Origin of the sequence: Nocardioides sp. Root1257 (genome assembly GCF_001425175.1) — a bacterium.
Lineage (GTDB): Bacteria > Actinomycetota > Actinomycetes > Propionibacteriales > Nocardioidaceae > Nocardioides.
Genome location: NZ_LMDV01000015.1, coordinates 1 through 26,245, shown reverse-complemented (window position 1 = coordinate 26,245; position 26,245 = coordinate 1). Strand labels below are relative to the sequence as shown.

The 26,245-nt window shown below is 71.9% G+C and carries 25 protein-coding genes; 10 read left to right on the top strand and 15 right to left on the bottom strand.

Annotated features, from left to right (window positions below; translation table 11 throughout):
* Window positions 1-22: 22 nt before the first annotated feature.
* Together ASC77_RS25120 and ASC77_RS25115 are read right to left on the bottom strand one after the other, a co-directional pair.
* Window positions 23-589, bottom strand: a complete 567-nt coding sequence (locus ASC77_RS25120; protein WP_056159841.1) for a hypothetical protein — start codon at window positions 587-589, stop codon at window positions 23-25.
* Between the two features lie 17 nt (window positions 590-606).
* Window positions 607-1,215: a hypothetical protein gene (locus ASC77_RS25115; RefSeq protein WP_056159839.1), complete on the bottom strand. Its 609-nt coding sequence runs from the start codon at window positions 1,213-1,215 to the stop codon at window positions 607-609.
* 23 nt (window positions 1,216-1,238) lie between these two features.
* Between ASC77_RS25115 and ASC77_RS25110 the strand changes: the two genes are divergently transcribed.
* On the top strand, window positions 1,239-1,835 hold the full coding sequence (locus ASC77_RS25110; protein ID WP_056159836.1) for a class I SAM-dependent methyltransferase: 597 nt from the start codon (window positions 1,239-1,241) through the stop codon (window positions 1,833-1,835).
* On the opposite strand, the gene ASC77_RS25105 is transcribed toward ASC77_RS25110, so the two are convergent.
* Window positions 1,805-2,236, bottom strand: coding sequence for a GNAT family N-acetyltransferase (locus ASC77_RS25105; protein ID WP_414813216.1), 432 nt, complete (start codon window positions 2,234-2,236; stop codon window positions 1,805-1,807). The two genes, ASC77_RS25110 and ASC77_RS25105, sit on opposite strands and share 31 nt — an antisense overlap.
* A 73-nt stretch (window positions 2,237-2,309) precedes the next feature.
* Window positions 2,310-2,726, bottom strand: a complete 417-nt coding sequence (locus ASC77_RS25100) for a zinc ribbon domain-containing protein (RefSeq protein ID WP_056159833.1) — start codon at window positions 2,724-2,726, stop codon at window positions 2,310-2,312.
* 98 nt (window positions 2,727-2,824) lie between these two features.
* Here ASC77_RS25100 and serC point away from each other — a divergent pair, with 98 nt between their 5' ends.
* Window positions 2,825-3,949: a phosphoserine transaminase gene (gene serC, locus ASC77_RS25095; RefSeq protein ID WP_056159830.1), complete on the top strand. Its 1,125-nt coding sequence runs from the start codon at window positions 2,825-2,827 to the stop codon at window positions 3,947-3,949.
* Here the strand turns inward: serC and ASC77_RS25090 are convergent.
* The 11 genes from ASC77_RS25090 to ASC77_RS25040 form a co-directional block, all read right to left on the bottom strand.
* On the bottom strand, window positions 3,946-4,632 hold the full coding sequence (locus ASC77_RS25090; protein ID WP_200945137.1) for an alpha/beta fold hydrolase: 687 nt from the start codon (window positions 4,630-4,632) through the stop codon (window positions 3,946-3,948). The two genes, serC and ASC77_RS25090, sit on opposite strands and share 4 nt — an antisense overlap.
* A 19-nt stretch (window positions 4,633-4,651) precedes the next feature.
* A complete protein-coding gene (locus ASC77_RS25085) occupies window positions 4,652-5,233 on the bottom strand; it encodes a dienelactone hydrolase family protein (RefSeq protein WP_056159826.1) in 582 nt (193 codons plus the stop codon).
* 32 nt (window positions 5,234-5,265) lie between these two features.
* On the bottom strand, window positions 5,266-6,144 hold the full coding sequence (locus tag ASC77_RS25080; protein WP_056159823.1) for an aldo/keto reductase: 879 nt from the start codon (window positions 6,142-6,144) through the stop codon (window positions 5,266-5,268).
* A gap of 10 nt (window positions 6,145-6,154) precedes the next feature.
* On the bottom strand, window positions 6,155-7,411 hold the full coding sequence (locus ASC77_RS25075; RefSeq protein ID WP_156391286.1) for an RNA polymerase sigma factor: 1,257 nt from the start codon (window positions 7,409-7,411) through the stop codon (window positions 6,155-6,157).
* Entirely contained in the window at window positions 7,408-7,827 is a 420-nt protein-coding gene (locus tag ASC77_RS25070; RefSeq protein WP_056159820.1) for a YciI family protein, read from the bottom strand. Before ASC77_RS25070 ends, ASC77_RS25075 begins: the two co-directional genes overlap by 4 nt.
* A gap of 193 nt (window positions 7,828-8,020) precedes the next feature.
* Window positions 8,021-8,518, bottom strand: coding sequence for an O-acetyl-ADP-ribose deacetylase (locus ASC77_RS25065; protein WP_156391285.1), 498 nt, complete (start codon window positions 8,516-8,518; stop codon window positions 8,021-8,023).
* Between the two features lie 7 nt (window positions 8,519-8,525).
* Window positions 8,526-9,530 carry a DNA topoisomerase IB gene (locus ASC77_RS25060; protein ID WP_056159814.1) on the bottom strand — a complete coding sequence of 335 codons (1,005 nt, stop codon included), beginning with the start codon at window positions 9,528-9,530 and terminating at the stop codon, window positions 8,526-8,528.
* Window positions 9,514-10,470 carry a hypothetical protein gene (locus ASC77_RS25055; protein ID WP_056159812.1) on the bottom strand — a complete coding sequence of 319 codons (957 nt, stop codon included), beginning with the start codon at window positions 10,468-10,470 and terminating at the stop codon, window positions 9,514-9,516. The genes ASC77_RS25060 and ASC77_RS25055 overlap by 17 nt, the downstream gene beginning before the upstream one ends.
* Window positions 10,471-11,682, bottom strand: coding sequence for a class I SAM-dependent methyltransferase (locus ASC77_RS25050; RefSeq protein ID WP_056159809.1), 1,212 nt, complete (start codon window positions 11,680-11,682; stop codon window positions 10,471-10,473).
* A gap of 79 nt (window positions 11,683-11,761) precedes the next feature.
* Entirely contained in the window at window positions 11,762-14,467 is a 2,706-nt protein-coding gene (locus tag ASC77_RS25045) for an FAD-binding and (Fe-S)-binding domain-containing protein (RefSeq protein WP_056159806.1), read from the bottom strand.
* Between the two features lies 1 nt (window position 14,468).
* The gene (locus ASC77_RS25040) at window positions 14,469-15,725 is read right to left on the bottom strand and encodes a hydroxyacid-oxoacid transhydrogenase (RefSeq protein WP_056159803.1); all 1,257 of its coding nucleotides are present in this window, start codon (window positions 15,723-15,725) and stop codon (window positions 14,469-14,471) included.
* A gap of 59 nt (window positions 15,726-15,784) precedes the next feature.
* On the opposite strand from ASC77_RS25040, the gene ASC77_RS25035 reads away from it, so the two are divergent.
* From ASC77_RS25035 to ASC77_RS25000, 8 genes are all read left to right on the top strand, one after another.
* The gene (locus tag ASC77_RS25035; RefSeq protein WP_056159800.1) at window positions 15,785-16,957 is read left to right on the top strand and encodes a glycoside hydrolase family 5 protein; all 1,173 of its coding nucleotides are present in this window, start codon (window positions 15,785-15,787) and stop codon (window positions 16,955-16,957) included.
* A gap of 168 nt (window positions 16,958-17,125) precedes the next feature.
* A complete protein-coding gene (locus ASC77_RS25030) occupies window positions 17,126-17,374 on the top strand; it encodes a hypothetical protein (RefSeq protein ID WP_056159796.1) in 249 nt (82 codons plus the stop codon).
* Window positions 17,371-19,536, top strand: coding sequence for a glycosyltransferase (locus ASC77_RS25025; RefSeq protein WP_056159794.1), 2,166 nt, complete (start codon window positions 17,371-17,373; stop codon window positions 19,534-19,536). The genes ASC77_RS25030 and ASC77_RS25025 overlap by 4 nt, the downstream gene beginning before the upstream one ends.
* Window positions 19,533-21,275 carry a hypothetical protein gene (locus ASC77_RS25020; protein ID WP_056159791.1) on the top strand — a complete coding sequence of 581 codons (1,743 nt, stop codon included), beginning with the start codon at window positions 19,533-19,535 and terminating at the stop codon, window positions 21,273-21,275. Before ASC77_RS25025 ends, ASC77_RS25020 begins: the two co-directional genes overlap by 4 nt.
* The gene (locus ASC77_RS25015) at window positions 21,275-22,288 is read left to right on the top strand and encodes a hypothetical protein (RefSeq protein WP_056159788.1); all 1,014 of its coding nucleotides are present in this window, start codon (window positions 21,275-21,277) and stop codon (window positions 22,286-22,288) included. Before ASC77_RS25020 ends, ASC77_RS25015 begins: the two co-directional genes overlap by 1 nt.
* Window positions 22,285-23,427 (top strand): hypothetical protein, encoded by a 1,143-nt coding sequence (locus ASC77_RS25010; RefSeq protein WP_056159785.1) that lies wholly within the window; start codon window positions 22,285-22,287, stop codon window positions 23,425-23,427. Before ASC77_RS25015 ends, ASC77_RS25010 begins: the two co-directional genes overlap by 4 nt.
* A complete protein-coding gene (locus ASC77_RS25005; protein WP_056159782.1) occupies window positions 23,427-24,884 on the top strand; it encodes a substrate-binding domain-containing protein in 1,458 nt (485 codons plus the stop codon). Before ASC77_RS25010 ends, ASC77_RS25005 begins: the two co-directional genes overlap by 1 nt.
* The gene (locus ASC77_RS25000) at window positions 24,881-25,924 is read left to right on the top strand and encodes a hypothetical protein (RefSeq protein WP_056159779.1); all 1,044 of its coding nucleotides are present in this window, start codon (window positions 24,881-24,883) and stop codon (window positions 25,922-25,924) included. Before ASC77_RS25005 ends, ASC77_RS25000 begins: the two co-directional genes overlap by 4 nt.
* The last annotated feature ends 321 nt before the right edge of the window (window positions 25,925-26,245 follow it).

Genomic DNA, 26,245 nt, shown 5'->3' with positions numbered 1-26,245 from the left:
GTCGTTCGCGACGTGCCGCGCGCTACAGCCGGCCGTCGTACCAGCTGGTGCGCCCCTTGGCACCGGCGCGCGTCAGCGACACGTGCAGGTGGTCGCGGTGCCGGAGCGTCTTCGAGCACATCTTCTTCGACCGGCAGCTCGAGGACAGGTAGGGCTCGGGGCGGAACTCGTTCCAGGCGGCGTACATCCGGTCGTTCCAGATCACGTACATGATCCCCATGCGGCGCGCCCGCGCGTCGAGGTTGCCGCGGGCGTCCGAGCCGAAGAGGTCGCGGAACAGCTGCTTGACCTGGACCCGGTCCCCGCGACGCGCAGCGTTGTGGGACCAGTCGAACGCCTGGCCGGTCTGGTGCTCCGAGGTGGCGCGTCGTTGCTTCTTCGCGCACGACCGCGGCCCGCCGACATACCCGCCGCCGTAGTGCCGCGCCACCCACCGACCGAGGTAGACGGTCCCGGCGTACGGCTTCGGGTGGCACTTGCCGGGCTGCTGGTACGACGCGTAGTCCTCGATCGGCCGCGCGGCATCGGCCGGGGCGAGGAGGGTCAGCGGGAGCAGGAGGGCGGCGAGGCCCGAGACGAGGAGACGCACGGTCGACCACGATAGGTCTAGACCAGTGGTCGTGTCGTCCTGTCGAGGTAGGCCACCCCACGGGGTGAGACCTCGTAGCCGACCTCGAAGCTACGGGTCAGCCCGAGGTTCTTGAGCTTGCGGACGTCGATCTTGAAGGGGTCGCGCTCGCGGCCCAGCTCGGCCGCGAGGTCGGGCGCCCGGGTGTGCGGGCGGCGCCGGATGATGTCCAGGGTCGCCATGGTCCAGGCGCCGTGGCTGCTGGCGCGGTCGAGCCGCTCGAGCTTCGCGTCGATCGCGGCGACGTCGTCGTCGGTCAGGTCGGCACTCTCCCGGAGCGCCACGCGGGGGTCCGGGCCGGCCCAGCTCAGCGCGACCCGGTACGTCGAGAGGTCGCCCTCCCCGGCGTCCGGCTGAGCCTTGTCCAGCTGCGTGCGCAGGCGGTCGGCGTCGGGCCACCCGGCGGCGATCGCGTCCGCGTCGGTGATGGCGGCGGGGTCGACCACCTCCACCCGGTCGACCCGGACCACGCCGGACACGGTGCGGAACTCCGAGCCCACCGCCACGTCCTGCTTGCGCCAGCGCCGGAACGCGAGGGTGACCGAGCCGTCGGCGACCCCGTGCGCGACCTTGGGAGGGAGCAGCATGGCGACCAGCCTAGGGTCGGGGGATGACCTCTCGGGACAGCCAGGTCTGGGACGCCCAGGCCGCCACCTTCGACGACGAGCCCGACCACGGTCTCCACGACCCCCTCGTGCGCGAGGCGTGGCAGAGCCTGCTGCGCTCGCTCCTCCCGCCGGCGCCGGCCCGCGTCGCCGACCTGGGCTGCGGCACGGGCACCCTGTCGCTGCTGCTCGCCACCGACGGGTACGCCGTGGACGGCGTCGACTTCGCGCCCGAGATGGTGCGTCGGGCGACCGCGAAGGCCGGGACCTTCCCCGGCTCCGCCTTCGTCGTGGGCGACGTCGCCGACCCGGCACTCACCGACGGCGCGTACGACGTGGTGCTGTGTCGCCACGTCCTGTGGGCGCTGCCCTCGCCGGCCCAGGTGCTCGAGCGCTGGACGCGCCTCCTCACGCCCACCGGCCGCCTGGTGCTCGTCGAGGGCAGCTGGTCGACCGGCGCCGGCCTGACGACCGCCGAGACGGTCGCGCTGGTGGAGGGCGCCGGGCTCGACGCCGAGGCGCACCGGCTCGACGACCCGGCGTACTGGGGCCGGCCGATCAGCGACGAGCGCTACGCGGTCGTCGGCAGACGCTTGGCGTAGCAGCGCGACAGCGGCGCGTCCTTGTAGAAGCCGAACGGCGGGATCGGCTCGTAGCCGCTGGACTCGTAGAGCGCCATCGCCTCGGGCTGGCGCGTCCCCGTCTCGAGCACGACGGCCTCGACGCCGTGGCGGGCGACGTCCGTCTCGAGGTGCGCGAGCATCAGGCGGGCGAGGCCCCGGCCGCGCGCCGACGTCGCGACGTACATCCGCTTGATCTCGGCGGTCGCGTCGGTGCCCAGCGCGGCGACGGTCGTCCGGCGCCAGGCACCGGTCGCGACAGGCTCGCCGTCGACGTACCCGACGAAGAAGCTGCCCGCCGGTGGCTCGAACATGAGCGGGTCCAGGGGCGTCTCGTCGGGGCCGCCGTAGCGGACCACGTACTCCGCCTGGACCTCGTCGATCAGGCGCAGCGCGTCCGGGTGGCCGTAGCCGACGCGCTCGAGCCGGACGTCAACCCGGACCTCAGCCCCGACCTCAGTGGAGGGCGGTGCCGCAGGAGTCGCAGAACGTCGCGTCGCCGTCGTTGCGGACGCCGCACCGGGAGCAGAAGGGTCCGGCGGTGCGCCCGACCCCGAGGATGCCTTCACCGTCCGAAAGGTACGCCGCCGAGTCCTTGACGACCGGCATCGTCTCGCCGGCGGCGTAGCGCGCCTGGGCGCCGAGGAAGCCGGCGTTCAGCGCGCCGAGACCGAAGACGGCCAGGAAGCCGCCCGCGCCGAGACGGAGGATCGGCCCGAACCCGCCGTCGACGTCGCTGCTGCTGGCGTCGTCGGCGAAGGCCATGCCGCCGGTGACGAGGAGGTACGCCCCGGCCAGCAGCAGCACGACGCCGAGCACGCGCAGCACGGTGCGCTGGGTCTTGTTGCGCTCGAACCCGGGGGTGCTGGTCATCGTGGACTCCTCGAGAAGCGGATCGACAGCGGTGCCACAATGGAGACCGCTGACAGCGTGGTCAGGGAGCACCCGCCTACCCCGTTCGGAAGGTTTTCATGACCGACGCCGCCCTCCAGATCCCCGCCGACCTGCTGCCCTCCGACGGGCGCTTCGGCGCCGGTCCGTCGAAGATCCAGCCGGCGCACCTGGACGCCCTCGCCGCGACCGGGACGTCCCTGATGGGCACCTCGCACCGGCAGGCGCCGGTCCGCGACCTCGTCGGTCGGGTGCGGAGCGGGCTCGCGGACCTCTTCTCCCTGCCGGACGGCTACGAGGTGGTGCTCGGCAACGGCGGTGCGACGGCGTTCTGGGACGTGGCGACGTACGGCCTGATCTCGCAGAAGAGCCAGCACCTCGCCTTCGGCGAGTTCTCGGCGAAGTTCGCCGCGGCGGCCGCCGCGGCACCGTGGCTGGCCGAGCCGTCGGTGATCAAGTCCGACCCCGGCACCCGACCGGTGGCCGTCGCCGAGGACGGCGTCGACGTCTACGCGTGGGCGCACAACGAGACCTCGACGGCCGTGATGGCACCCGTCGTCCGACCGGCCGGAGCCGCGTCCGACGCGCTGGTGCTGATCGACGCCACCTCCGGCGCCGGCGGCCTGCCGGTCGACGTCAGCGAGACCGACGTCTACTACTTCGCGCCGCAGAAGAGCTTCGCCTCCGACGGTGGCCTCTGGCTCGCGCTCTTCTCGCCGGCGGCGCTCGAGCGCGCCGCGTCGATCGCGGCGTCGGGCCGTCACATCCCGGCCTTCTTCGACCTGCCGACGGCGATCTCCAACTCCGCGCTCAACCAGACCTACAACACCCCGGCGGTGGCCACGCTCTTCCTGATGGCCGAGCAGCTGGACTGGATGAACGCCTCCGGTGGGCTCGACGGCATGGTCGCGCGCACCACCGCGTCCTCGGACGCCCTCTACACCTGGGCGGAGAAGTCGCCGTACGCCTTCCCGTACGTCGCGGACCCCGACCACCGCTCGCTGGTGATCGGCACCATCGACTTCGAGCAGCCGATCGACGCCGCCCGGATCGCGGCCGTGCTGCGCGCCAACGGCATCGTCGACACGGAGCCCTACCGCAAGCTCGGCCGCAACCAGCTCCGGATCGCGATGTACCCCGCCGTCGACCCCGCCGACGTCGAGGCCCTCACCCACTGCATCGACTGGGTCATCGAGCGTCTCTAGGCCGTGAGCCAGTCGGCGACCAGGTCCGGGTCGGCCAACGCGACCAGGTGACCCCCGGGCACGACGTCCGCGTCGATGCCGAGGCGCTCGCGCGCGACCCGCTGCTGGAGCTCGGGCGGGAAGAGGCGGTCGTCGGCGCCGGCGAGCACGGTCGTCGGAACGTCGGGCCACGCGTCCAACGGCCAGGGATCGGCGAAGGCCCGCTCGGCCTCGTCGGGCATCGGTCGCGAGAAGAGCTCGCGCGTCACCGCCTCAGGTACGTCGTGGAAGAAGTCGCGCTCGACGTCGAACTCCTCCGACCGACCGTCGCGGCGGGCGGCGGCGCCGGCCGCCTCGGCCTGGCCGACCGTCTCCCACCACGAGCCGGCGGTCTCGCCGGGCGCCGGCACCATCGCGTTGATCAGCGCGATGCGCTCGACGTCGAGACGGTCCACGGCCAGGGGGGCGCTGAAGCCGCCCATCGACTGCGCGACCAGCACGAGCGGACCCGCGTCGCGCCCGGCGTCGACGATGACGTCGGCGTACGCCGCGAGCCCCGCCGACTCGTCGGGCCCGGGCAGGGTGACGGCGATGCCGCGGTGGCCGCGGTCGGCGAGCGCCGCGACCAGCCGGTCCCAGAACCAGCCGTCACCGCCGGCGCCGGGCACGAGGAGGAAGGTCGTCATGCCGGTGCTGACCGGCACCGGCCGGTCGACTCATCGGTCAGACGCGGGCGAGCAGGGCGAGCACCCGCTCGGTGAGCAGGTCGCTCGCCTCGGCGTCGTACGACGGCAGCGAGCTGTCCTCGAAGAGGTGCTGGTCGCCGGCGTAGACGAAGAGCTCGCCGTCCGCGGTGGACGCGACGAGCTCGCGGGCGGCGTCGACGTCGCCCTCGCCGGCGAAGAACTCGTCGGCGTCCATGCCGTGGACCTGGACCGGGACGCCGTCGGGCCACGGGCCGATCGCCCACTCGCCGCTGATCGGCAGGCACGACTCGCAGAGCACCGCGCCGGCGGCACCCGGTCGGGTCTGGGCGAGGCGCTGGGCCTGCATCACGCCGGACGAGATGCCGGCGTAGACGACCCCGGCCGGGAGTCCGGCGACCGCCTCGTCGGCGAGCGCGTCGAGGTCGGGCGCGCCCTCCCCCTGGGAGAACGCGGCGCCGTCCGCGATCGACGCGAAGGTGAGGCCGCCGTAGAGGTCGGGCGTGTGGACCGTGTGCCCGGCGGCGCGCCACCGGTCGGCGAGCGCGACGACGCCCGGCGTGAGTCCCTGGATGTGGTGGAAGAGCACGACGTCAGCCATGCGCTGCACGCTAGCCCAGCCCGCCGACCGGGTCAGGCCTCCGGGATCTCGCGGCTGAAGGCCGGGAAGAGCACGTCCTCCGGCGCCGGGCCACCCCGGCGGCCGGTCTCCAGCCCGTCGATGGCGGCGAACTCCTCGGCGGTGAGGTCGAAGTCGAAGACGTCGATGTTCTCGGCGATCCGGGCGGGCTTGGTCGACTTCGGGATCACCTGGCGGCCCTGCTGCAGCGCCCACCGCAGCATCACCTGCGCCGGCGTCCGGCCGTGGGCCGCGGCGACCTCGCCGATCACCGGGTCCTCGAGGGTGCTCGTGTGGCCGCTGTCGCGGTAGAAGGTGATCCCACCGATCGGCGCCCAGGCCTGGGTCAGGATGCCGTGCTCGGCACCAAACGCCTGCACCTCCCGCTGCTGGAAGTAGGGGTGCACCTCGATCTGGTTGATCGCGGGCACCACGGTCGCGACGTCCAGCAGCCGGGTGAGGTGCTCGACCATGAAGTTGCTGACCCCGATCGCCCGCACCCGGCCGTCGCCGAGCAGGGTCTCGAGCGCCCGGTAGGCGCCCAGGGTCCGCTCCCACTCCGCCGGCCACGCCTGGTGCAGGATCAGCAGGTCGACCGTGTCGACACCGAGCTTGCCCGCGCTCTTCTCGAAACCGTGCAGCGTCTCGTCGTAGCCGTAGTCGTTGAGCCAGATCTTGGTCTCCAGGAAGACCTCGGAGCGGTCGACGCCGGAGGCCCACACGGCCTCGCCGACGCCCCGCTCGTTGCCGTACGCCGCGGCCGTGTCGATGTGGCGGTAGCCGGCATCGAGGGCCGCGCGCACCGCGTCTCGCGTCTCGTCGGGCGGCGTCTGGAAGACGCCGAACCCGAGTGCCGGGATCTCGACGCCGTTGTTGAGCGTGTAGGTGTCCATGAGGACGACGCTACTGAGCGGGTGGCGACGCGAGTGCCGCGATCTTGCGCTCCAGCACCCGCCGCTCGGCGTCGTTCGCACACAGTCGTACGGCGTCCGCCAGCTCCGCGCGTGCCTCCTCGACCCGTCCCAGCCGGGTGAGCAGCTCACCCCGGACGGTCGGCAGCAGGTGCGTCCCGCCGAGTGCGCCGGCCGCGACCAGCTCGTCGACGATGGGCAGCGCCGCGGCCGGACCGTCGGCCATCGACACGGCGACGGCACGATTCAGGTCGACGACCGGCGACGGGGCGAGCCGGCCGAGCGCCTCGTAGAGCACGACGACGCGGCTCCAGTCCGTCTCGGCGACCGAGGGAGCGACCGCGTGGCACTCGGCGATGGCCGCCTGCACGCCGTACGCCCCCAGACCCCGTCCGGCCCGGCCGGCCGCCTCCAGCGCGGCCCGGCCGCGGCGGATGGCCGAGCGGTCCCACCGGCGCCGGTCCTGGTCCTCGAGGAGGACCGGGTCGCCGTCGGCGTCGGTGCGTGCGGGGAAGCGGGCGGCCGTCAGCTCCAGCAGGGCGAGCAGCCCGAACGTCTCCGGCTCGGGCATCAGTCGGGCCAGCATGCGGGCCAGCCGGGTGGCCTCGCGGGCGAGGTCGACGCGGATCAGCGCCGACCCGGCCGTCGCCGTCGACCCCTCGGTGAAGATCAGGTAGATCACGCTGAGCACCGAGCCGAGCCGATCTCGACGCTCCTCGGGCGGCGGTACCTCGAACGGCACCCGCGCGGCCGCCAGCGTCTTCTTCGCCCGGGTGATCCGGGCCTGCACGGTCGCGGTCGGCACCAGGAACCCGCGAGCGATCTCGTCGCTGGTGAGGCCGCCGAGCACCCGGAGGGTCAACGCGACCTGCGACTCGCGCGAGAGCGCCGGGTGGCACGAGATGAACATCAGTGCGAGCACGTCGTCCTCGATGCGGTCGGGGTCCCAGTCGGGCTCCTCGGCATCGTCGACCTCGTGCGCGATGGCGGCGTACCGCTCGTCGAGGGCCGACCGCCGCCGGAACGCGTCGATCGCGCGCCGGCGGGCGGTCGTGAGCAGCCATCCCGCGGGGTTGGCGGGTACGCCGTCGCGCGGCCAGGTCACGAGTGCCTGCGCGAGTGCCTCCTGGGCGACGTCCTCCGCGAGCGAGAAGTCGCCCGTGTAGCGGGCCAGGGAGCCGACGATGTGGGCGGACTCGATCCGCCACACCGCCTCGACAACCGCGCGGGTCGCCGCCGGTCCCGTCACAGCTGACCGTTGGCCTCCCGCCAGGCCCGCTCCCGCTGGATCCACGGGTTGTCCTGGGGGAACTCCTCGATGCTCGGCACCCGACGGATCTCGGTCTTGATGCCCGGCCGGGTCATCGGCAGGCGCTTGGCCCACTCGACGGCCTCCTCCTTCGAGGCGACGTCGAGGATGTAGTAGCCGCCGAACAGCTCCTTCGTCTCGCCGTACGGCCCGTCGGTGACGACCGGCGGCGTCGACGAGTAGTCCACGACGACACCCTGCTCCGCGTCGTCGAGCCCCTCGGCTGCCACCAGCACGCCGGCACTGATGAGCTCGTCGTTGAAGCGGCCCATCGCCTCGAGCATCTGGTCGAAGTCGACGTCCGCGAACGACGCGACCGCCTCGTCGTCGCCCCGCATGATCAGCATGTACTTCATCTCCGCACCTTCCGTCAGGGGTCGTCGTCCGACCCTCTCACCCAGCAGACGAACGACCCCGTCCGCGCATCGACACCGTCCACGAACTTTCTCGGAATCTGTTGATCATGCATGGATAGTGCTGGCCCGGCACACGATGAGCGCCGGCGAGTTCGCCGAGCGGGTCGGCCTCCCCCTCGAGCGGATCCGAGGACTAGACGAGAGCCCCGCGCACCATCTCGTACGTCGCGGCGTCGAACGCGACGATCCGCACCTCGGTGACCGAGGTCGTCGCAGACCCGAGGACCTCCAGCGCGCAGGCGATCGCGTCGTCCTTGGGCCAGCCGTAGACACCGGCGGAGACGAGCGGGAACGCGACCGATCCGGCGCCGAGCTCGTCGGCGACCGCGAGCGCGCGGGCGTAGCAGGAGAGCAGCAGGGCGCGGTCGGTCTCACCGGCGTGCCGGTTGGGTCCGACGACGTGGATCACCCATCGCGCGGGCAGGTCACCGGCCGTCGTCCAGCCGGCGTCGCCGGTCGCGAGGCCGGTCGGGAAGCGGCGTACGCAGTCGGCCAGGATCGCCGGCCCGCCCGCGCGGTGGATGGCACCGTCGACGCCACCCCCGCCGCGCATCGCGCGGTTGGCGGCGTTGACGATCGCGTCGACGCGCTGCTCGGTGATGTCCCCCTGGACCGCGGTGATCTCCATCAGGCCTCCCTCACTGGGAACGGATCAGCCTCAGCGTCGCACGCTCCAGGGCGGCCTGCCGCTCGTCGGTCGTGTCGTAGGTCTTCGAGGTGGCGCGGGCGATCGTGCGGCCCTCCTCGTAGGCATCGATGACCCGCGGGTCGACGTACGACGAGCGCGCCAGCGTCGGGGTGTTGCCGAGGAACGACGCGACCTCCTTCATCGCCCCGGCCACCGCCCGCTTGCGCGATGCCTTGGTCTCACCCGGCTCCGGCGTCTCGGCCAGCGCCGCGGCCGCGAGCACGGTGGCGTGCCAGGTGCGGAAGTCCTTGGCCGTCGCCTCGAGGCCCGTGGACGCGCGGACGTACTCGTTCACCAGGGCCGGCAGCACGGACCGCCACGACCGCCCCTCCTTGTAGGACAGCAGCCGCAGGTCGGTCCCGCGCCGGCGGCGCATGATGTCGACGGCCGTGATCACGACGGCGTCGTCGATCTCGATCTCGTGCTCGACCCCGGACTTGCCCACGAAGGCGAAGACCAGCCGGTCCTGGCGCCGGCGCACGTGGCGCCGCTCCAGGGTCGTCAGCCCGAACGACCCGTTCTCGTCGGCGTACACGTCGTTCCCGATCCGGAAGTAGCCGAGGTCGAGCAGGCGTACGGCGACCGCGCACGCGCGCTCGAGCGGCATCCCCTCGCGGCCGAGGTCGGTGATGACGAGCTCGCGCGCCTTGGTGAGCGCCTTGCCGAACTCGAGCATCCGGTCGAACTTCTCCGCGTCCCGCCGGGTCCGCCAGTCCGGGTGGTAGAGGTACTGGCGACGGCCCGCGTCGTCGGTGCCGACGGCCTGCAGGTGCCCGTTGTCGTACGGCGTGACCCAGACGTCGGTCCACGCCGGCGGGATGACGAGGTCGCGGACCCGCTGGGCCTCGTCGTCGGGCAGCCGGTCGCCGTGCTCGTCGAGGTAGACGAAGCCGCGGCCGGCCCGGCGGCGGGTCCAGCCGGGCTGGTCCGGAGACGTCCTACGAAGCCTGACCACGACGGTGCAGTAGCCAGCCGCCGCCGACCACAAACGCCAGTCCGCCACCCACCAGCCACGGCCAGATCGGCTGCTCGTCCGCGGGTGCCGGCTCCGGCTCCGCGTCCGCAGGAGGAGGCTCGGCCGCCTCGGCCGGTTCCATCGCCGCGACGACGTCCTGGGGCAGCCGCATCCGGAGCACGTCGCTGAACTGGCCCTCGGTGCTCAGGTAGAGCTGCCCGTCCGGCCCGACCGAGATCCCCTCGCCCTGCTTCTGGGTCGGCAGGGGGAACGAGACGAGCGGCTCGTGGTCGGGGAAGGAGTAGACCGTGGCATCGGTGTAGCCGCGGACGACGTAGTGCTTGCCGTCGGGGAAGAACGACCCGTCGGTGGCGAACGTGAACCCGTCGGCGACCGCCCTCAGCTTGTTGGGGTGGTCGGTCGACAGCCGGCGCGGGGCGGCGTACGTCGTGCCGCCGAAGATGTCCTTGGAGACCACGAAGAGCTGACCCGTCGTGGGGTCGGCCAGCAGCGTCTCGGCGTCGTGGGCGCGGTCGGGGAAGACCAGCTCGTACGACGTCGGCGTGACCTCACTGTCACCCACGCCGTACGGCACCCGGAGCACGGTGATCGAGTCGCGGGAGCGGCTGTTGTCGCCGGTGTCGCCGACCCACACCTCGCCCGGCCCGGCCGGTGCCAGCGACTCGACGTCGACGGGGTCGTCGGCCCACGACGTCACGCCGACCGTCTCTCCCGAGCGGTCGACCGCGAAGACCCGGCCGCTGTCACCCGAGTCGTTGACCGTCAGGAAGAGGTCACCGGTGGCGACCAGCCCGCTGGACTCGACGATCGCCGGGTCCTTGAAGGAGAAGACGACCTTCGCCTTCGGCGCGGCAGGGGCGACGGTGGTGCCGACCACCATGGACAGCGCCGCCGCGACGCCGAGGACCCGGTCGAGCACTCAGGCCTCGAGGAGCTCGGCGAGCTTCGGGTGCAGACCCCAGGTCGTCACGAGCTCGTCGTACTCCTTGCGCGCCGAGCCACCCTTCACCGGACCGCCGGTGCGGACCGCCCGGAGCATGGTGTTGCGGGGCGTGTGCTGGCTCTCGACGAACTGCACGACGTCGACGCGGTAACCCTGCAGCCGCATCAGCGACGCCCGGATCCCGTCGGTCAGGGTGTCGGCCAGACGCTCGCGGAGGATGCCGTGCCGGGTGAGCATGGCGTACGGCGCGGGGGTCGGCGCCTTGCGGATCTGGGCCGCGATGTCGTGGTGGCAGCAGGGCGCGGCGAGCACCAGCTGCGCGCCCCAGCCGACCGCCTGGGCCAACGCCTCGTCGGTCGCGGTGTCGCAGGCGTGCAGCGCGAGCACCACCTCGGGCGCCGGGTCGAGCTCGACGCCGCCGATGGTGCCGACGACGAAGTCGGCTTCCACGCCCAGCTCGTGCGCGACCGAGCTGTTGTGCTCGCGCGACTGCTCCTTCACGTCCACCCCGGTGAGTCGCACGGGCAGCTTGCGGACACCGGTCAGGAAGCGCTCCGCGGCGAAGGTCAGGTAGGCGTTGCCGCAGCCGAGGTCGACGATGCGCAGCGGGTCCTCGAGGGTCGGCCGGCGCAGGTGCCCCTTGTCGATCGCCTCGGTGATCGAGGAGTCGAGCAGCCGCAGGAACTCCTCGACCTGGCGGTACTTCGCCTGCCGGCTCGGCTTGATCCGCCCCTCGTCGTCGGAGATGCCGAGGACGATGAAGACCGGGTCGTTCTCCGGCAGCAGGCGCTGCTTGGCCTTGTCGTGGCTCCGCTCCACCGGAGCGGCCACCGCCCGGTCCGTGGTCCGCACGGTCGCGGTGAGCTTGGACGTCACCCGGAGCTGGTGACTCTGGGTCACGGTGTCGACGTGCCACTCGCCGTACGGCTCCTCGAGCAGCGCGTCGACGGCATCGCGCGACGCGTCGCCGACGGCGTGGTTCTCGGTGAACGCCTGGGTCTGGTCGTACGTCGTGACCTGCAGGTGCGTGCCGGCCTTGAGGTCGACGTACCGCATCTCGGCCCGCCGCCGGGTCGGCTGCTCGCCCTTGCGCTTGCCGGACGCGACGGCCTTGACCAGCACGTCGGGGTCGAGCAGGTAGGACCGGAGCCGGTTGAGCTCGCGGAGCAGCGGCTGGGGCTCGGACATCACACCACCGCCGCGATCACGACGATCAGCAGAAGTGCCACCAGAGCGATCGGGATGACGAGGCGGCGGTGGCGGGGATTCACCGCTCCACTTTAGAGGCGAAGAGCTCGGCGAGATGCATCGTGGGCTGCTGGGCGAGGTCGTCGAGCTGGACCCGGCAGGACATGCCGTCGGCAAGCACCACGGCGTCCGGGTTGGCGCGGACGGCGGGCAGCAGGTGGGTCTCCGCGACGGCGACGGAGACCTCGTAGTGGCCCTTCTCCATGCCGAAGTTGCCGGCCAGCCCGCAGCACCCGGCGACCTGCGTGACCGAGGCGCCGGCCCTCTCGAGGATCCGCTTGTCCGCGGCCCAGCCGAGGATCGAGGTGTGGTGGCAGTGCGGCTGCGCGACGACCTCGACCCCGCTCAGGTCCGGCAGCGGCAGGTCGAGCCGCTCGACCAGCTCGGCGAAGCTGAGCACATCGAGGTTCGTGCCGGTGAGCTCGGCCGCGTCGCTGCGCAGGGTCGCCAGGCAGGACGGCTCCAGGCCGACGACCGGCACCCCCGACTCGACGTACGGCGTGAGCGTGCGGACGGTCCGCTCCATGATGGAGCGGGCCTGGTCGAGCTGGCCGGTGGTCACCCAGGTGAGCCCGCAGCAGGCATCGTCGGCGATCACCCGCGCGGTGATGCCGACCGAGGCCAGGTAGTCGATCGCCGCGTGGCCGTTGCCCGGGAAGAAGTGGTCGCTGAACGAGTCCGCCCAGATCCACACGTCCGGGACGACCTCGGGCGTCCCGACCGACCGCCGCAGGGTCTTCGGCGCGAACGCCGGGATGGACCGGCGCTGGTCGATCCCGGCCGTCGCCTTGGCCATCCGGGCCACCGGTCCGAGCCGCATCATCCGGTTGGCCAGCGGCGCCATCGGCGCGGCGAGCGCCGCCCACTTCGGCAGTCGACCCAGGAGGAAGTGGCTGCGTGGTCGCCTCTCCCCCAGCACGTCGTGCTTCTGGTGCAGCGCCTCGGCCTTGTACGTCGCCATGTCCACGCCGGTCGGGCAGTCGGACGCGCAGCCCTTGCAGGCCAGGCAGAGGTCGAGCGCCTCGGCGACGGCCGGGTCGCCGAGGCCGGCGACGAGCGAGCCGTCGAGCGCCTCCTGGAGCACCCGCGACCGCCCTCGGGTGGAGTCCTTCTCGTCGCGGGTCGCGAGGTACGACGGGCACATCACGCCGGTGGTCTTCGGGGCCACGCACTTGCCGACGCCGGTGCAGCGGTGCACCGCGTCGCCGAGCACGCCTCCGTCGTGGACCAGCTTCAGGCCGGCGTTGACCGGCAGCCGGGGTCGAGGGGCGCGCAGGTCGGCGTCCAACGGCGCGGGGTCCACGATGTTGCCGGGGTTGAGCAGGTTCTGGGGATCGCAGATCGCCTTGACCGCGCCGAAGAGGGCGACCGACTCCTCGTCGTACATGACCGACAGCAGCTCGGAGCGGGCCCGACCGTCGCCGTGCTCGCCGGACAGGGAGCCTCCGTGCTCGCGGAGCTTGTGGGCGCTGGCGGTGAGGAAGTCGCGGAAGACGGCGCTCCCCTCGGTCAGCGGGAAGTCGATGCGCACGTGCACGCAGCCGTCGCCGAAGTGCCCGTACGGGACGCCGTCCAAGCCGTGCTCGCGCAGCAGCTCGTCGAAGTCGCGCAGCCAGGCACCGAGCCGCTCGGGCGGCACCGCGGCGTCCTCCCAGCCGGAGTACGCCGGGCGCGACAGCGAGCGGGCCGCGAGCCCGGCGCCGTCCTCGCGGATCCGCCAGAGGGCGGCGGCCTCGCGCTGGTCCTCGACCAGCCGGTGCTCGAGCGCAGCGGACGCGGCGACGACCGCCGCGGTCTCCGCCGCCGGCACCTCGACGAACAGCCACCCGGCGCCGCGCGGCAGCGCGGGCGCGCCCGGCACCAGGTCGACGATCCGGGAGTCGAGGCCCTCGCACGCCGTCATCCCCGGCGCCACCGCGAGCAGGGCGGGCACGGCGTCGGCGGCCTCGGCCATCGACGGGTAGCCGAGCACCACCAGGTGCCGGTCGGGGTCGTCCTCGACGAGGCGGACCGTCGCGGACCGCACCACCGCGAGGGTGCCCTCCGAGCCGACCAGGAAGCGGTCCAGCGACCGGCCGTTCTCCGGCAGCAGGTGCTCCAGCGAGTAGCCGCTCACCTGGCGGGTGAACCGCCCGAACGTCGTGCGGATGTGGGCCAGGTGCTGGTCGACCAGCTCCGCCAGCCGCGCCTCCACGCTCGCCCGACCCTGGTCGGCCCCGGGGCCGTGGACGACGTCGAGCGCGACCACGTTGTCGGAGGTCCGGCCGTAGCCGAGCGCGCGCGAGCCGCACGCGTTGTTGCCGATCATGCCGCCGATCGTGCAGCGGGTGTGGGTCGAGGGGTCCGGTCCGAACCGGAGGCCGTACGGCGCGGCCGCGCGCTGGAGGTCGGCGTGCACGACGCCGGGCTCGACGACGGCGGTGCGCGCCTCGGCGTCGATGGAGACGACCTTGTTCAGGTGCCGCACGGTGTCGACGACGATGCCCGTCCCGACCGCGTTGCCGGCGATCGAGGTGCCGGCGCCCCGCATCGTCACCGGTGCCCCCGTCTCGGCGGAGACGTCGAGGATCGCGGCGAGCTCGTCGGCGTGCCGCGGCCGGACCACGACCTGCGGCACCACCCGGTAGAGCGAGGCGTCCGAGGAGTAGAGCGCCCGGGTCAGCGTCGAGTCGTCGACGTCGCTGACGCCCCGCTCGCGCAAGGCGGCGAGCAGGTCGGCGGTCACGTCACCAGTGTTCCATCGACCGGCGGAACACTCCCGCCAGGTCCTCCTCCGTGGGACTCCTCGGCGCGGTCGCCAGCAGCCGCTGCTGCTGGAGGGCGCCGGCCACGAGGTCCGGGACGTCGGCCTCGCCGTACCCGATCTCGGCGAGTCCGCTGGGCAGGCCGATGTCGCGCATCAGCGCGGTGATGACGGTCGGGAGGGCGTCGGGGCCGGCGCCGGCACCAGGGTCGAGCAGCCGGGCGGCGTGCAGGTGCCGGTCGGGCGCGGCCTCGAAGGTGAAGCGGAACGCCTCGGGCGCGGTCATCGAGACCGCCATGCCGTGCGGCACCATCGGCTCGTCCGGGTAGCCCTCGGGCCGGTAGTCCCGCACGCGACCCGCGATCGGGTAGGCGTTGGCGTGCGGGATGTGCACGCCGGCGTTGCCGAACCCCAGTCCGGCGAAGGTCGCCGCGAGAGCCATCTGCTCGCGCGCCCGCGGGTCCGAGCCGTCGCGCACGGCCGCCCGGAAGGCGCCGGCGAGGAGGCCGAGCGCCCGCTCCGACCACAGGTCGGCGATCGGGTTCGCGCCGCAGTAGGGCACCCGCTCCTCGGGGCGCTTGGCGTCGAAGTCGGCGTACCACCGCGCCGTGTAGCTCTCGAGCGCGTGGCAGAGGATGTCCATCCCGGCGGCCGCGGTGACCAGGGTCGGCTGCGTCAGGGTCAGGGTCGGGTCGACGACGGCCGTCGTCGGTCGCAGCGCCGGGTGGCTGATGCCGGTCTTCACGTGCAGGGAGAGCACGTCGAGCACGCAGATGGTGGTGCTCTCCGATCCGGTGCCGGTGGTCGTCGGCACGGCCACCAGCGGCAGCAGCGGCTGGGTGGGCGCCTGCGCCTTCCCGACCGGGGCGTTGACGTAGTCCATCAGCTCACCGGGGTTGGTGGTGAGCAGGTTGACCGCCTTGGCGGTGTCGATCGCGGAGCCGCCGCCGACCGCGACGATCACGTCGAACGGCCCCGCAGCGCGCGCGAACTCGACCGCCTCGGTCAGCGACGTGTCGGTCGGCTCCACGTGCACGCCGTCGTACGTCGTGACGCCGAGGCCGGCCGCGGTGATCTGCTCGGCGATCCGCGCGGGATGCCCAGTGGCGGCCACGCCGGGATCGGTCACCAGCAGCACCCGGCGGGCGCCCGTGCGGGCCAGGTCGGACCCGATCTCCGCGGCCGCGCCGGGCCCGAACTTGAGCGCCGGAGCGGCGTACGTGAAGACGGTCTCACCCATTCGGCCACCATAGAGGGAGGACCTGCCCGTACCATTCCTCGTTGAAAGAGGGGGGCTTCATGCGGCACGCGCGCTGGATCGTGCCGGTGGCAGCGGTTGTCGTGCTGCTCACCGGCGGTGCGATCTATGCCGAGCACCGCGACTCCGGGACGTCGGATCCCGGGGTCGAGACGGGCGCCCCGCAGCCGGTGGTCGACGGCAACCGGCTCGTCGACCAGCGCACCGACGCGACCTTCGTCCCGCGCGGGGTGAACTGGAGCAGCTTCGAGTACGCCTGCGCCCAGGGCTGGGGCATGTCGTCGCTCGACACGCTCAGCGTGCCCGACGCCGAGAACAGCGAGGCCAAGGCGATCGCGTCGTGGGGCGCCAACACGGTCCGCCTCCCGCTCAACCAGGACTGCTGGCTCGGCACCCGTGGCGCCCCGGTGAGCGACCAGTTCGAGGAGCGCACCGCGGCCGACTACCGCGCGAGCGTCCACCGCTTCGTCACCGCGCTCAACCGGCAGGGCCTGGTCGTGGTCCTCGACCTGCACAGCCGCAAGCGCATCGGCCAGCCCGAGTTCGGCAACGTCGCGATGCCCGACTCCGAGTCGCTCTCCTTCTGGCGCTCGGTCGCCGGGGAGTACCACGACAACCCGTCGGTGATGTTCGACGCCTTCAACGAGCCGTACTCGAGGTACGACGCGCTCGACAACCTGGTCTTCGACCTGACCTGGGAGTGCTGGCGCGACGGCGGCTGCGCGGCGCCGGTCGAGGACGACCAGACGGCGACCAACGGGCTGACGACGTACACCGTCCAGGGCATGGCCTCGGTCGTCCGCGAGATCCGCGACGCGGGCGCCCACCAACCGGTGCTGCTCGGCGGGCTCGACTACGCCAACGACCTGTCCGGCTGGCTCGACCACGCGCCCGACGACGACCAGCTCGTGGCCTCGTTCCACAGCTACGACTTCAAGAAGTGCGCCAGCGAGAAGTGCTGGGACAGCGTCCTCGCCCCGATCGCCGACCAGGTGCCGGTGCTCACCGGCGAGCTCGGCGCCGACGACCCGCTGGACGGGTACGTCACCCGCTACCTCGCCTGGGCCGACAAGCACGGCATCGGCTCGCTCTTCTGGGTCTGGGCCGACCACCCGACCGACCCGATGGCCCTGGTCAAGGACGTGACCGGCACCCCGTCGGACTACGGCGTCCTCGCCCGGCGCTACCTGCGGTCGCACGCCGACGACAGCTGACCGCACGAGCCGTCTCCGGACGGTCCAGAGGGGGTCGGACGGACCCTCCTCACTTGTTACCCGACTGTGGATCGCACGTTGCGCCCCCGTCGATCACGCCCGGATAGCCTTTTTTTCAGGTTGAGGGGACATCTCGGGTCGCGTCGCGACTAGCCAAGGGGACACCACATGAACGTGCACGCCGGTCAGGCGCGCTCACAGCGCATGTCGATGGGCGCAGCGATGCTGCGGGTCCTGTTGACGCTGCTGCTCTTCTTCGTCGTCTTCATCCCGTTCCTCATCGCCCCGCTGCTGGCCCTCGGCGCCGGCTACCTCGTCTACTTCGTCTGGCGCTCGCGCGGCAGCCGGACCCGCTCGGTGACGCCCGGCTCGCCGACGGCCACCTCCGCCTCGGGCTTCGGAGCAGGGACCTCATGACCACCACCGCCAACCCCCCGACCTCGACGACGACGTCGCCGGCGCCCCTCCGGGCCCGCCTCGGCGACGGCGTCGCCGGCGACCTCGGCCGCCTGCTGCCCGAGGGCATCTGCCGCACCTTCCGGGTGCTGCCGTACGCCGTGACCGACGGCGTCGTGCTCGTCGCCGCCGCCGACGTCGAGGACGCCATCACCCAGCGCGTCGTCGCCGAGCGCATCGACCGCCAGGTCCAGCTCGTCCGCCACACCGCCAACGAGGTCACCGAGGCGATCGACGCCGTCTACCCGCCCCTCGAGGGCCAGATCGAGACCGCCGACGAGCGTCGCTCGCGGGTGCAGCTGGCCCGGATGCTCACGAGCAGCGGCCTCGTCACCAACGAGCAGCTGCAGTCCGCGATGCTCGAGTACTCCCGGACCGGCGACCCGCTGGGCGACATCCTGGTCGCCCACGAGTCGATCTCCGAGGACGTGCTGGTCGCGGCGCTCTCCGAGCTCTACCAGATGCAGCGGGTCGGCCTCGCCGACTTCGCGCCCGACCTCGAGGTCGCCCGTCGGCTGCCTGAGCACCTCGCGCAGCGCCTCCAGGCGATCCCGGTCGCCGCCACCTCCGACCTGGTGCTCCTCGCGACCGCCCGCCCGCTGGACCCGGAGCAGACCCTCGACGTCGAGGAGGCCCTCGGCTCGCCGTTCCGTCAGCTCCTCGCCAACCGCACCGAGCTCGACCAGCTGATCCAGAAGGTGCACAGCGAGCACTACGCGTCGATCTCGACCGTCTCGCTGATGGAGTCGCAGCCGGAGGCCTCGGCCCACACGGTCTTCACGGGCAACCAGAAGGCGCTCGCCGTCTGCGTCGGGATCGTCGTCGTGCTCAGCGGCATCTTCTGGCCGATGCCCACCCTCGTCGGCGTCGTCGCCGTGCTGTCCCTCGTCTACCTCCTGGTCTCCTGCTACAAGTTCCAGCTCACCTTCCGGGCGCTCGGCACCCACCTCGAGACCGACGTGACCGACGAGATGGTCGCCGCCCTGGACGACCGCGACCTGCCGATGTACACGATCCTGGTGCCGCTCTACAAGGAGGCCGGCATCGTCCGCCGCCTGGTCCGCGGCATCAACGAGCTGGACTGGCCGCGCACCCGCCTCGACGTGAAGCTCCTCTGCGAGGAGGACGACACCGAGACCGTCGAGATGATCCGGTCGCTGAACCTCCCGCCGCACTTCCACCTCGTCGTGGTCCCCGACAGCCAGCCGAAGACGAAGCCGAAGGCCTGCAACTACGGCCTCCAGCTCGCGACCGGCAGCTTCTGCGTGATCTTCGACGCCGAGGACCGCCCGGACCCCGACGAGCTGAAGAAGGCGTACCTCGCCTTCCAGACGGTCGCGTCCAACGTCGCCTGCATCCAGGCCAAGCTCAACCACTTCAACCAGGACCAGAACCTCCTGACGGCGTGGTTCGCGAACGAGTACTCGATGCACTTCGAGCTGGTTCTGCCGGCCATGGGTGCGGCCGGCTCGCCGATCCCGCTGGGCGGCACCTCGAACCACTTCATCACCTCGGTACTGCGCGAGCTCGGCGCCTGGGACCCCTTCAACGTGACGGAGGACGCCGACCTCGGCATCCGCCTGCACCGCCAGGGCTACCGGACGGCGATGATCGACTCGACGACGCTCGAGGAGGCCAACTCCAGCGTCCCGAACTGGATCCGCCAGCGCAGCCGCTGGATCAAGGGCTACTTCCAGACCTGGCTCGTGCACATGCGCAACCCCGGCACCCTGGCCCGGGAGACCGGCGTCCGTGGGTTCCTCAGCTTCAACCTGACGATGGGCAACGCCTTCGTGCTGCTGATGAACCCCATTTTCTGGGCGCTGTCGACGCTCTACCTCTTCACGCAGGCCGGGTTCATCCAGCAGATGTTCCCCGGGTTCGTCTTCTACGCGGCCAGCGCTCTGCTCTTCATCGGCAACTTCGTCTTCGTCTACCTCAACGTCGCGGGCAGCCTGCAGCGCGGTGAGTTCGGCATCACCCGGACCGCGCTGCTCTCCCCGCTCTACTGGGGCCTGATGAGCTGGGCCGCCTGGAAGGGCGCCATCCAGCTCTTCACCAACCCCTTCTACTGGGAGAAGACCGAGCACGGTCTCGACGACGGCGAGGGTGACGAGCTGTGACCGCGACTCCCGAGACCACGACCGGCGACGCCTCCGAGGTCACCCTCGTCGCGCCGGACGCCGACAAGGCCGCCGCCCACATCGAGGCGTCGAAGCTGCGCAAGGCGTCGCTGGTGCAGAACATCCACCGGCGTACGCCCGACATCACCCGCCGCCCGTGGGAGAGCCTGGCGATCTTCGTCGGCTTCACCGGCTTCTACATCTGGTTCGGCTACTGGCTCGTCGTCAAGATGCACGTCGTCGGCTTCGAGACGCTGGACCGCCTCAACCGCGCGCTGATGATCTGGCACAACGACCCGGCCAAGCTGTCGGCGCTCGGGTTCGACTACCCGCCGCTGGCCACGCTGCTGGTCTCGCCGCTGGCGATCTTCCCGGCGGTCACCTCCTCGCTGATCGCGGTCCCGATCGCGTCGGCCGTGTTCGCCGGCCTCACCATGCTGTCGCTGAACACGATGATGCGCCGTGCCCAGCTGCTCGCCCCGCTGCGGTACGCCGCCCTGCTCGCGCTCGGCGCCAACCCGCTCTTCCTGCTCTACGCGTCGGGCGGTGCCCGCCAGTTCATCTGGATCGCCTTCGTGGTGGTCGCGATGGGCGGCGTCCTGGCCTGGTACATCACCGCCGACGTCCGCTTCGTGATGCTCTCCGGCCTGGCCTTCTCGATCGCCGCGCTCTCCGGCTACGGCAGCCTGCTGTGGTTCGTGCTCACGGCGCTGATGATCGGCGCGATCCTCGCCAAGCTCGGTGCCGACGGCAGCGAGGTCGAGGGCACCACGGTCGGCTTCGCCGTCCCGACGGCGTACGTCATCGCGCTGTGGTGCGTCTTCAACCTGATCCTGCTGTCCAAGCCGTTCTACTGGATCACCGGCGCCAGCGACGCGGGCGGCGGCGACCCCACCAGCTTCACCGGCGTGGAGCTGCTCCAGGACACCGCATCGCTGGTGCTCTACGGCGCGCCGATCGCGTTCGTGGTGCTGCCGGCGCTGATCTTCGTCGGCATCGCCCGCAACAACCCGCTGTCCCTCTGGCTCGGGGTGCTGCTCGCCGCGGCCATCGTGTCGCCGGCGCTCTCGGTCGCGCTGCACCTGACCGACTCGCCGATGCAGCTGCGCAACGCGCTGCCGATCCTGCTCTTCTCCGTGATCGGCGCGATCTGGATCGCCCGCTCCTCGGAGTCCAACAACCTGATCGTCAGCATCGCGCTGGTCGCGGCCCTGCTGGTGAGCATCCCGTGGACCTTCGAGGCGATGAAGACCTACCGGTTCCAGAACCTCGAGTCGAACTTCGCCGCGGCGCTCTCGACGCGGGACTCGCAGGAGGGCGCGACGACGCTCAGCGGCTCCACGGTCGGCGTCCGGGACGAGCAGGCGACGGCGGAGTACATCACCTCCAACATCACCAACCCGAACTCGATCCTGACCGACAACGCGCAGACCTACGGCGTGATGCTGATGACCGGCCGCCCCGACCTGTTCGTCGACCGCGTCGACAAGAGCGACGGACCGTGGAAGGAGATCGCGGCCAACCCGGCGCCGTACGTCGACTACATGCTGCTGAGCACCGGCGGCGGCGGCGACCTGCTGGCGCAGGCCTACCCGAACGCCGCTGACGGCTCGGACCCGCGCCTCCCGGTCATCTACCGCACCGACCGCTACGTGCTGGTCGGCGTGCCGGCGAACTTCGACCCTGACGGGGGCTCCACCCTGTCCACCCAGACCAGCACGAACGGGGCAGGCCAGTGATGGACCAGAAGATGAACCCGATCCAGGCGGCGCCCAGCGTCGACGACCTGCTGGCGCTCGGCACCGAATCGCGGGTCGGCCAGGTCGACTTCGCGACCCGCCTGGTCGCCGTGCCCGACCCAGCTCCTCGCGGCGAGGCGCCCGCGCCGGAGACCACCACGACGGTGCTGCCGCGCCGCCGCGTGGTCGAGGCCGTGCCGGACCCCGAGGTCGAGGCCGAGGCGGACGTCGAGGTCGCGGCCGAGGTCGAGGCCGAGGTCGAGGCCGTCGTGGAGCCGGAGCCCGTCGTCGAGGCTGCGCCGGAGAAGCCGACCCGGGTCCGCAAGCCCGCCGCCAAGACCGCCAAGCCGCGCAAGCCCGCGGCCCCCAAATCCCAGGCCCGCAACCACCCGTCGATGACCAAGCCGACCCGGCCGAAGGCGGCGCTCGAGCCGACCGCCGCTTCCACGGTGACGCTGCCGCCCGTCGCCCCGCCGATCATGCCGATCGCCAACCTGTCCGGTGACCCCGTCGCCGCCACGCCCGCTCCCTCACCGACAGAGACCGCCATGAGCAACGCTGCCCTGATCGAGCCCGAGCACGCCGACCGGACGCCGACCCGGCGGATGCCGGCTGAGCCGGTCCGACCGGCGCCGGCCGAGCCGGCCGTCGACGACTCCGCCTACCTGGGTGCGACCGTCCAGGCGGTCGCGGACGCGGCCCTCGAGCGGCTGCGCGACGCGGAGAACGCGACCCTGCACCACCTCGCCGCGCTCGAGGCCGAGGCGGCCCGCCGCGCCGAGCTGCTGACCGCGCAGGCCGAGCTCGACGCCGAGCTCATCCGGATCACCGCGCGCCGCGAGGCGCACGCGATCATCAGCGCCGCCCGGACCCAGGCAGGTCTCGGCTCCCCGTCCGCCCAGTCCAGCCGGGACAGCCGGCAGCTGGCGGAGATCAGCGACGCCGTCTCGCGCTTCGCCGAGTCCATCGAGTCGACGCTGACTCCGATGCACAGCACCCGGGGCGACGCATGACCGCCCGGCACCGCGGCGCGGCCGCCGCCCTGGCGCTCGTCGTCGTCAGCGCGCTCGCCCTGGCCGGCTGCTCCGGGGACGCCAACGGCTCGGACCCGCGCTCCGACCTCGAGGTCCTGGTCAACCCGACCGACGCCGCCGGCTCGGTGGCCGTGCCCGAGCGCCGGTTCTTCGCCGCCGACTCGCCCTGGAACACCCGCATCGACGGCGCCCCGACCGACAAGCGGTCGTCGCAGATGATCAGCCTGGCCCGCGAGCGGGTCGGCGTGACCCAGTCCGCCGACGGATCGATCCACACGCAGCGCCGGATCGTCAACGAGGGCCTCTACATCAACACGGAGCGCTGGACGACCGCCCTCGCGGCCGGTGGCCAGCCGACCAAGCTGGTCTGCCGCCAGCTGGTGTGCGGCGACGGCGCCGAGACGACGACCCTCAACGTCCCGTCCGACGTCGACCCGGACCCCCGGTACGACGGGTGGTTCACCATCTTCGACATCAGCAAGCCGATCGCCTACGACCTGTGGCGTGCGCGCCGCGAGGACGACGGCACGATCTCCTACCAGTTCATGCGCAAGTGGGACCTCGACGGCTCCGGCTTCCAGAAGCCGCAGTCCGTCAGCGCCCGCGGGTCCGGGCTGCCGCTCTTCGCGGGCCTGATCCGGCCCAAGGAGCTCCAGGCCGGCCTGATCAACCACGCACTCGCGATCAGCGTCCCCGGACCCGCGTCGAGCGTGTTCGTCCAGCCCGCGTCGGCGACCGACGGCAACGGACGGGTCAGCTCGCTCCCCGAGGGTGCGCGGATCCGTCTCAAGGCCGACGTCGAGGTGCCGACCCCGACCGACCCCGTCACCGGCAAGCCGATCAAGATGACGCCGCAGCAGCAGCGGATGGCCGATGCGATCGTCGCCGCGCTGCGCACCTACGGAGCGATCGTGGTCGACCGCGCCGCCGTACCCACCCTGTACGCGCAGCGTGACGTCACCTCCGACATGATCGCCGGCAACGAGCTGATCAACCTGCACCTCGAGGACTTCGAGGTCGCCGCGATGGGGCCGCGTCACCGCTTCACCCCCGGCGCCCAGACGACGACCGGCGAGTCCGCCACCCCGTCGGCCTCGGCCAGCTCGGAAGGCAACTGATGACCACCCAGCGCAGGTTCGGCCGCACGGCGGTCCTGGTGCTCGCCCTGTCCAGCACCCTGGTCCTGGCTGCGTGCTCCCAGGACGAGAACCGGGATGCGAGCGACCTGGTCGCCGACGCGCAGGCGCAGGACTACCGCGCCCAGCAGGCCGCCCAGCAGCAGATCAACAAGGCGAACGCCGCGCTGCCCGAGCGCCCGGCCGGTCAGCTCGACATCGACGGCACCACGACGTTCTCGCTGACCCAGGACGAGGTCGACCACTACAACACGACCGGCACGGCCACCCAGGTCAACCTCAGCCAGCACACCCAGGACCAGGCCTTCCAGGAGCTGTGCTCCGGCAAGATCGACCTGGTCAACGCCGAGCGCCCGATCACCCGCACCGAGTGGGAGGCCTGCCAGTCGGTCGGTCTCGACGTCGTGCAGTTCCAGATCGCGTCCGACGGCATCGTCGTCGCGATCAAGTCGGAGTCCGACGTCGGCGGCGACTGCCTGACGACCGACCAGGTCCAGGAGACCTGGCGCGCCGGCTCCCCGATCACCAACTGGAAGCAGCTGGGTCTCGACGACGTGCCGCTCGAGGTCGGCGGTCCGTCCCAGGACTCGTTCCCCGTGGAGTTCCAGACGTTCGGCAAGACCGTGCTGGGCTCGCCGGCGCCGAGCCAGACCGACCTGCGCTCCGACTACTTCAGCTACGACCGGTTCGACCAGGCCCGGACGTTCCTCAACGGCGGCACCCGGCGCGCCAAGCTCGCCCAGGGCTACGCGGAGCAGGCTCGTCAGCTGGGGCTGCGCAAGTCCGAGATGGTGACGGCCGACCAGGTGCTGGTCGACGCCCGCCTCGAGGTCGAGACCGCCCTGGCCGAGCAGGCGAAGGGCGTCCGCGACAACCGCAGCGCCGCCGACCGGGCCAAGGACGACGCCCGCGTCGCGACCGCGCGGACCGCACGCACCAAGGCCCTCAACGACTTCCGCGCCGCGCAGCAGCGGCACCGGCAGGCCAAGAAGGTCGCCACCCGTGCCGCCGACGCGAAGCGGGTCGTGGAGCGCAGCACCGGCCACGTCATCTACGCGCGGTTCAGCTCGTACGAGCTGTTCGAGGAGGAGCTGCGGCCCTTCGAGATCACCACGCCCGACGGGCACCGCAACTGCGTCTTCCCGAGCCAGACGACGATCTCCAACGGGATCTACCCGCTCTCGACCCAGGTCCTGCTCACCACGACCACCCGGTCGCTGGAGCGCGACGAGGTCAAGGACTTCCTCAAGGACTACCTCACCCAGTCCCAGGACGCCGCCAACGCCGCAGCGATGATCGCGCTGCCCGACGAGACGCTGCGGCTCGAGCTCGCCTGGCTCGACGGCCGGCAGCAGCCGGTGCTGGTCGTCCCCGAGGAGGACGCGGCCGAGCCGTCCGAGGACCCCGACGCCACCGACGTGGGTACGCCGGCCCGATGACCGCCCCGACCACCCGCCTGCTCTCGATCGGCACCGGCCTCCTGCTCCTCGCCAGCCTGCTGGCGGCGCTGGGCCCGTCGCCGTCGTACGGCGAGCGCGCGGTCTCGGCCCGCAAGGTCACGGTCCAGAAGGACAAGCGCATCGTCGTCAGCTGGAAGGGCGAGCGGAAGCGCCGCGTCTACCAGAAGAGCGCGAGCGTTCCGGGCATCGGAGCGGTCGACCTGGTCTGCCGGCCCAACAGCACCCAGGTCCGGATCCGGCCGAACAGCCGCTCCCCCGAGACCCAGATGTGGATGGCCAAGTTCGAGACCAAGGGCGGCAAGGACGTCGTCGCGGTCAAGAACGTCCGCGTCTACACCTACGCGACCGCCGCCGACAACGGCCGCGGCGGCACCGGCCCGAAGGCAAGCGAGGGGCTCAACCAGAAGGGCTCGATCGAGGACTTCCAGAAGGGCAACGCGTACGGCGTGATCAGCCAGCGCCCGAGCCGCGCCCAGGACGGGCTCGGCGCGCCGACGACCCCGATCACGTCGTTCAAGCTGACCTGGTGGTGGGAGCGGTTCGACTACCCCGGCCACCAGTACTGCAACATGTCGCTGACCCTGCACACCGACACCACCCGGCAGTTCGGCCTGAACTGGCACGGCACGACCGAGGGCTCCGCCCGCACCACCAGCACCACGACGATCCCCGGTGTCGGCGAGGCGATCGTGACCTGCGAGCCGGGCAGCAACACCTACGACCAGACCGTCGCCTTCCGGCCGACGGGCAACAACCCGGGGACGTCGTTCCTGGACTACGAGTACATCCAGGGCGAGGGCGACGTGGACCTCCACGTCGACCACGTCGACGACCTCGACTACGACCCCGTCACCGGCCTCCTCGGCCCGGTCGAGCTCCCCCGCAACGGGATGATGCGGCTCTGGGTCTCGGTCAACGGCGTGAAGCGTGCCTACGTGCTGTCGTCGTACTACGTCGTCAACAACGACCAGAACCCCGCCCTCGACTCCTGCGAGATCGCGGCCACCCCGCTCCCCTGATCCCCTCCGGTGGTTGAGCAAGGCGCGCTAGCGCCTGTCTCGAAACCACGGAAAGCCACGGCGATGTGCCCGGCTCGCGGGTCCACTCGGGTCGGCCGCCGACAGGCTGACTACGCCGGGTACGGCGGGCGGGTGGTTGCGGCCGCTTCCCGGGCTCCGCGTCTGCTCGAAATAGTTCGAACCAACCACTGATTGCTAGAACATACGTTCGAATCATGGTAGTATCGAGCATGGCTCGACGCACCCCCACCCAGGACCCGCGGCTGCGGGATCTGCTGGAGCGTGCCACCGAGGCTGATCTCGCTGAGCGGTTGGCCGCGG

Coding starts and splice junctions, on each gene's coding strand:
- ASC77_RS25115 (WP_056159839.1), bottom strand. CDS start 1,215: ATGCTGCTCCCTCCCAAGGTCGCGCACGGGGTCGCCGACGGCTCGGTC.
- ASC77_RS25110 (WP_056159836.1), top strand. CDS start 1,239: ATGACCTCTCGGGACAGCCAGGTCTGGGACGCCCAGGCCGCCACCTTC.
- ASC77_RS25100 (WP_056159833.1), bottom strand. CDS start 2,726: ATGACCAGCACCCCCGGGTTCGAGCGCAACAAGACCCAGCGCACCGTG.
- serC (WP_056159830.1), top strand. CDS start 2,825: ATGACCGACGCCGCCCTCCAGATCCCCGCCGACCTGCTGCCCTCCGAC.
- ASC77_RS25085 (WP_056159826.1), bottom strand. CDS start 5,233: ATGGCTGACGTCGTGCTCTTCCACCACATCCAGGGACTCACGCCGGGC.
- ASC77_RS25080 (WP_056159823.1), bottom strand. CDS start 6,144: ATGGACACCTACACGCTCAACAACGGCGTCGAGATCCCGGCACTCGGG.
- ASC77_RS25070 (WP_056159820.1), bottom strand. CDS start 7,827: ATGAAGTACATGCTGATCATGCGGGGCGACGACGAGGCGGTCGCGTCG.
- ASC77_RS25050 (WP_056159809.1), bottom strand. CDS start 11,682: ATGTCCGAGCCCCAGCCGCTGCTCCGCGAGCTCAACCGGCTCCGGTCC.
- ASC77_RS25040 (WP_056159803.1), bottom strand. CDS start 15,725: ATGGGTGAGACCGTCTTCACGTACGCCGCTCCGGCGCTCAAGTTCGGG.
- ASC77_RS25035 (WP_056159800.1), top strand. CDS start 15,785: ATGCGGCACGCGCGCTGGATCGTGCCGGTGGCAGCGGTTGTCGTGCTG.
- ASC77_RS25030 (WP_056159796.1), top strand. CDS start 17,126: ATGAACGTGCACGCCGGTCAGGCGCGCTCACAGCGCATGTCGATGGGC.
- ASC77_RS25025 (WP_056159794.1), top strand. CDS start 17,371: ATGACCACCACCGCCAACCCCCCGACCTCGACGACGACGTCGCCGGCG.
- ASC77_RS25015 (WP_056159788.1), top strand. CDS start 21,275: ATGGACCAGAAGATGAACCCGATCCAGGCGGCGCCCAGCGTCGACGAC.
- ASC77_RS25010 (WP_056159785.1), top strand. CDS start 22,285: ATGACCGCCCGGCACCGCGGCGCGGCCGCCGCCCTGGCGCTCGTCGTC.
- ASC77_RS25005 (WP_056159782.1), top strand. CDS start 23,427: ATGACCACCCAGCGCAGGTTCGGCCGCACGGCGGTCCTGGTGCTCGCC.
- ASC77_RS25000 (WP_056159779.1), top strand. CDS start 24,881: ATGACCGCCCCGACCACCCGCCTGCTCTCGATCGGCACCGGCCTCCTG.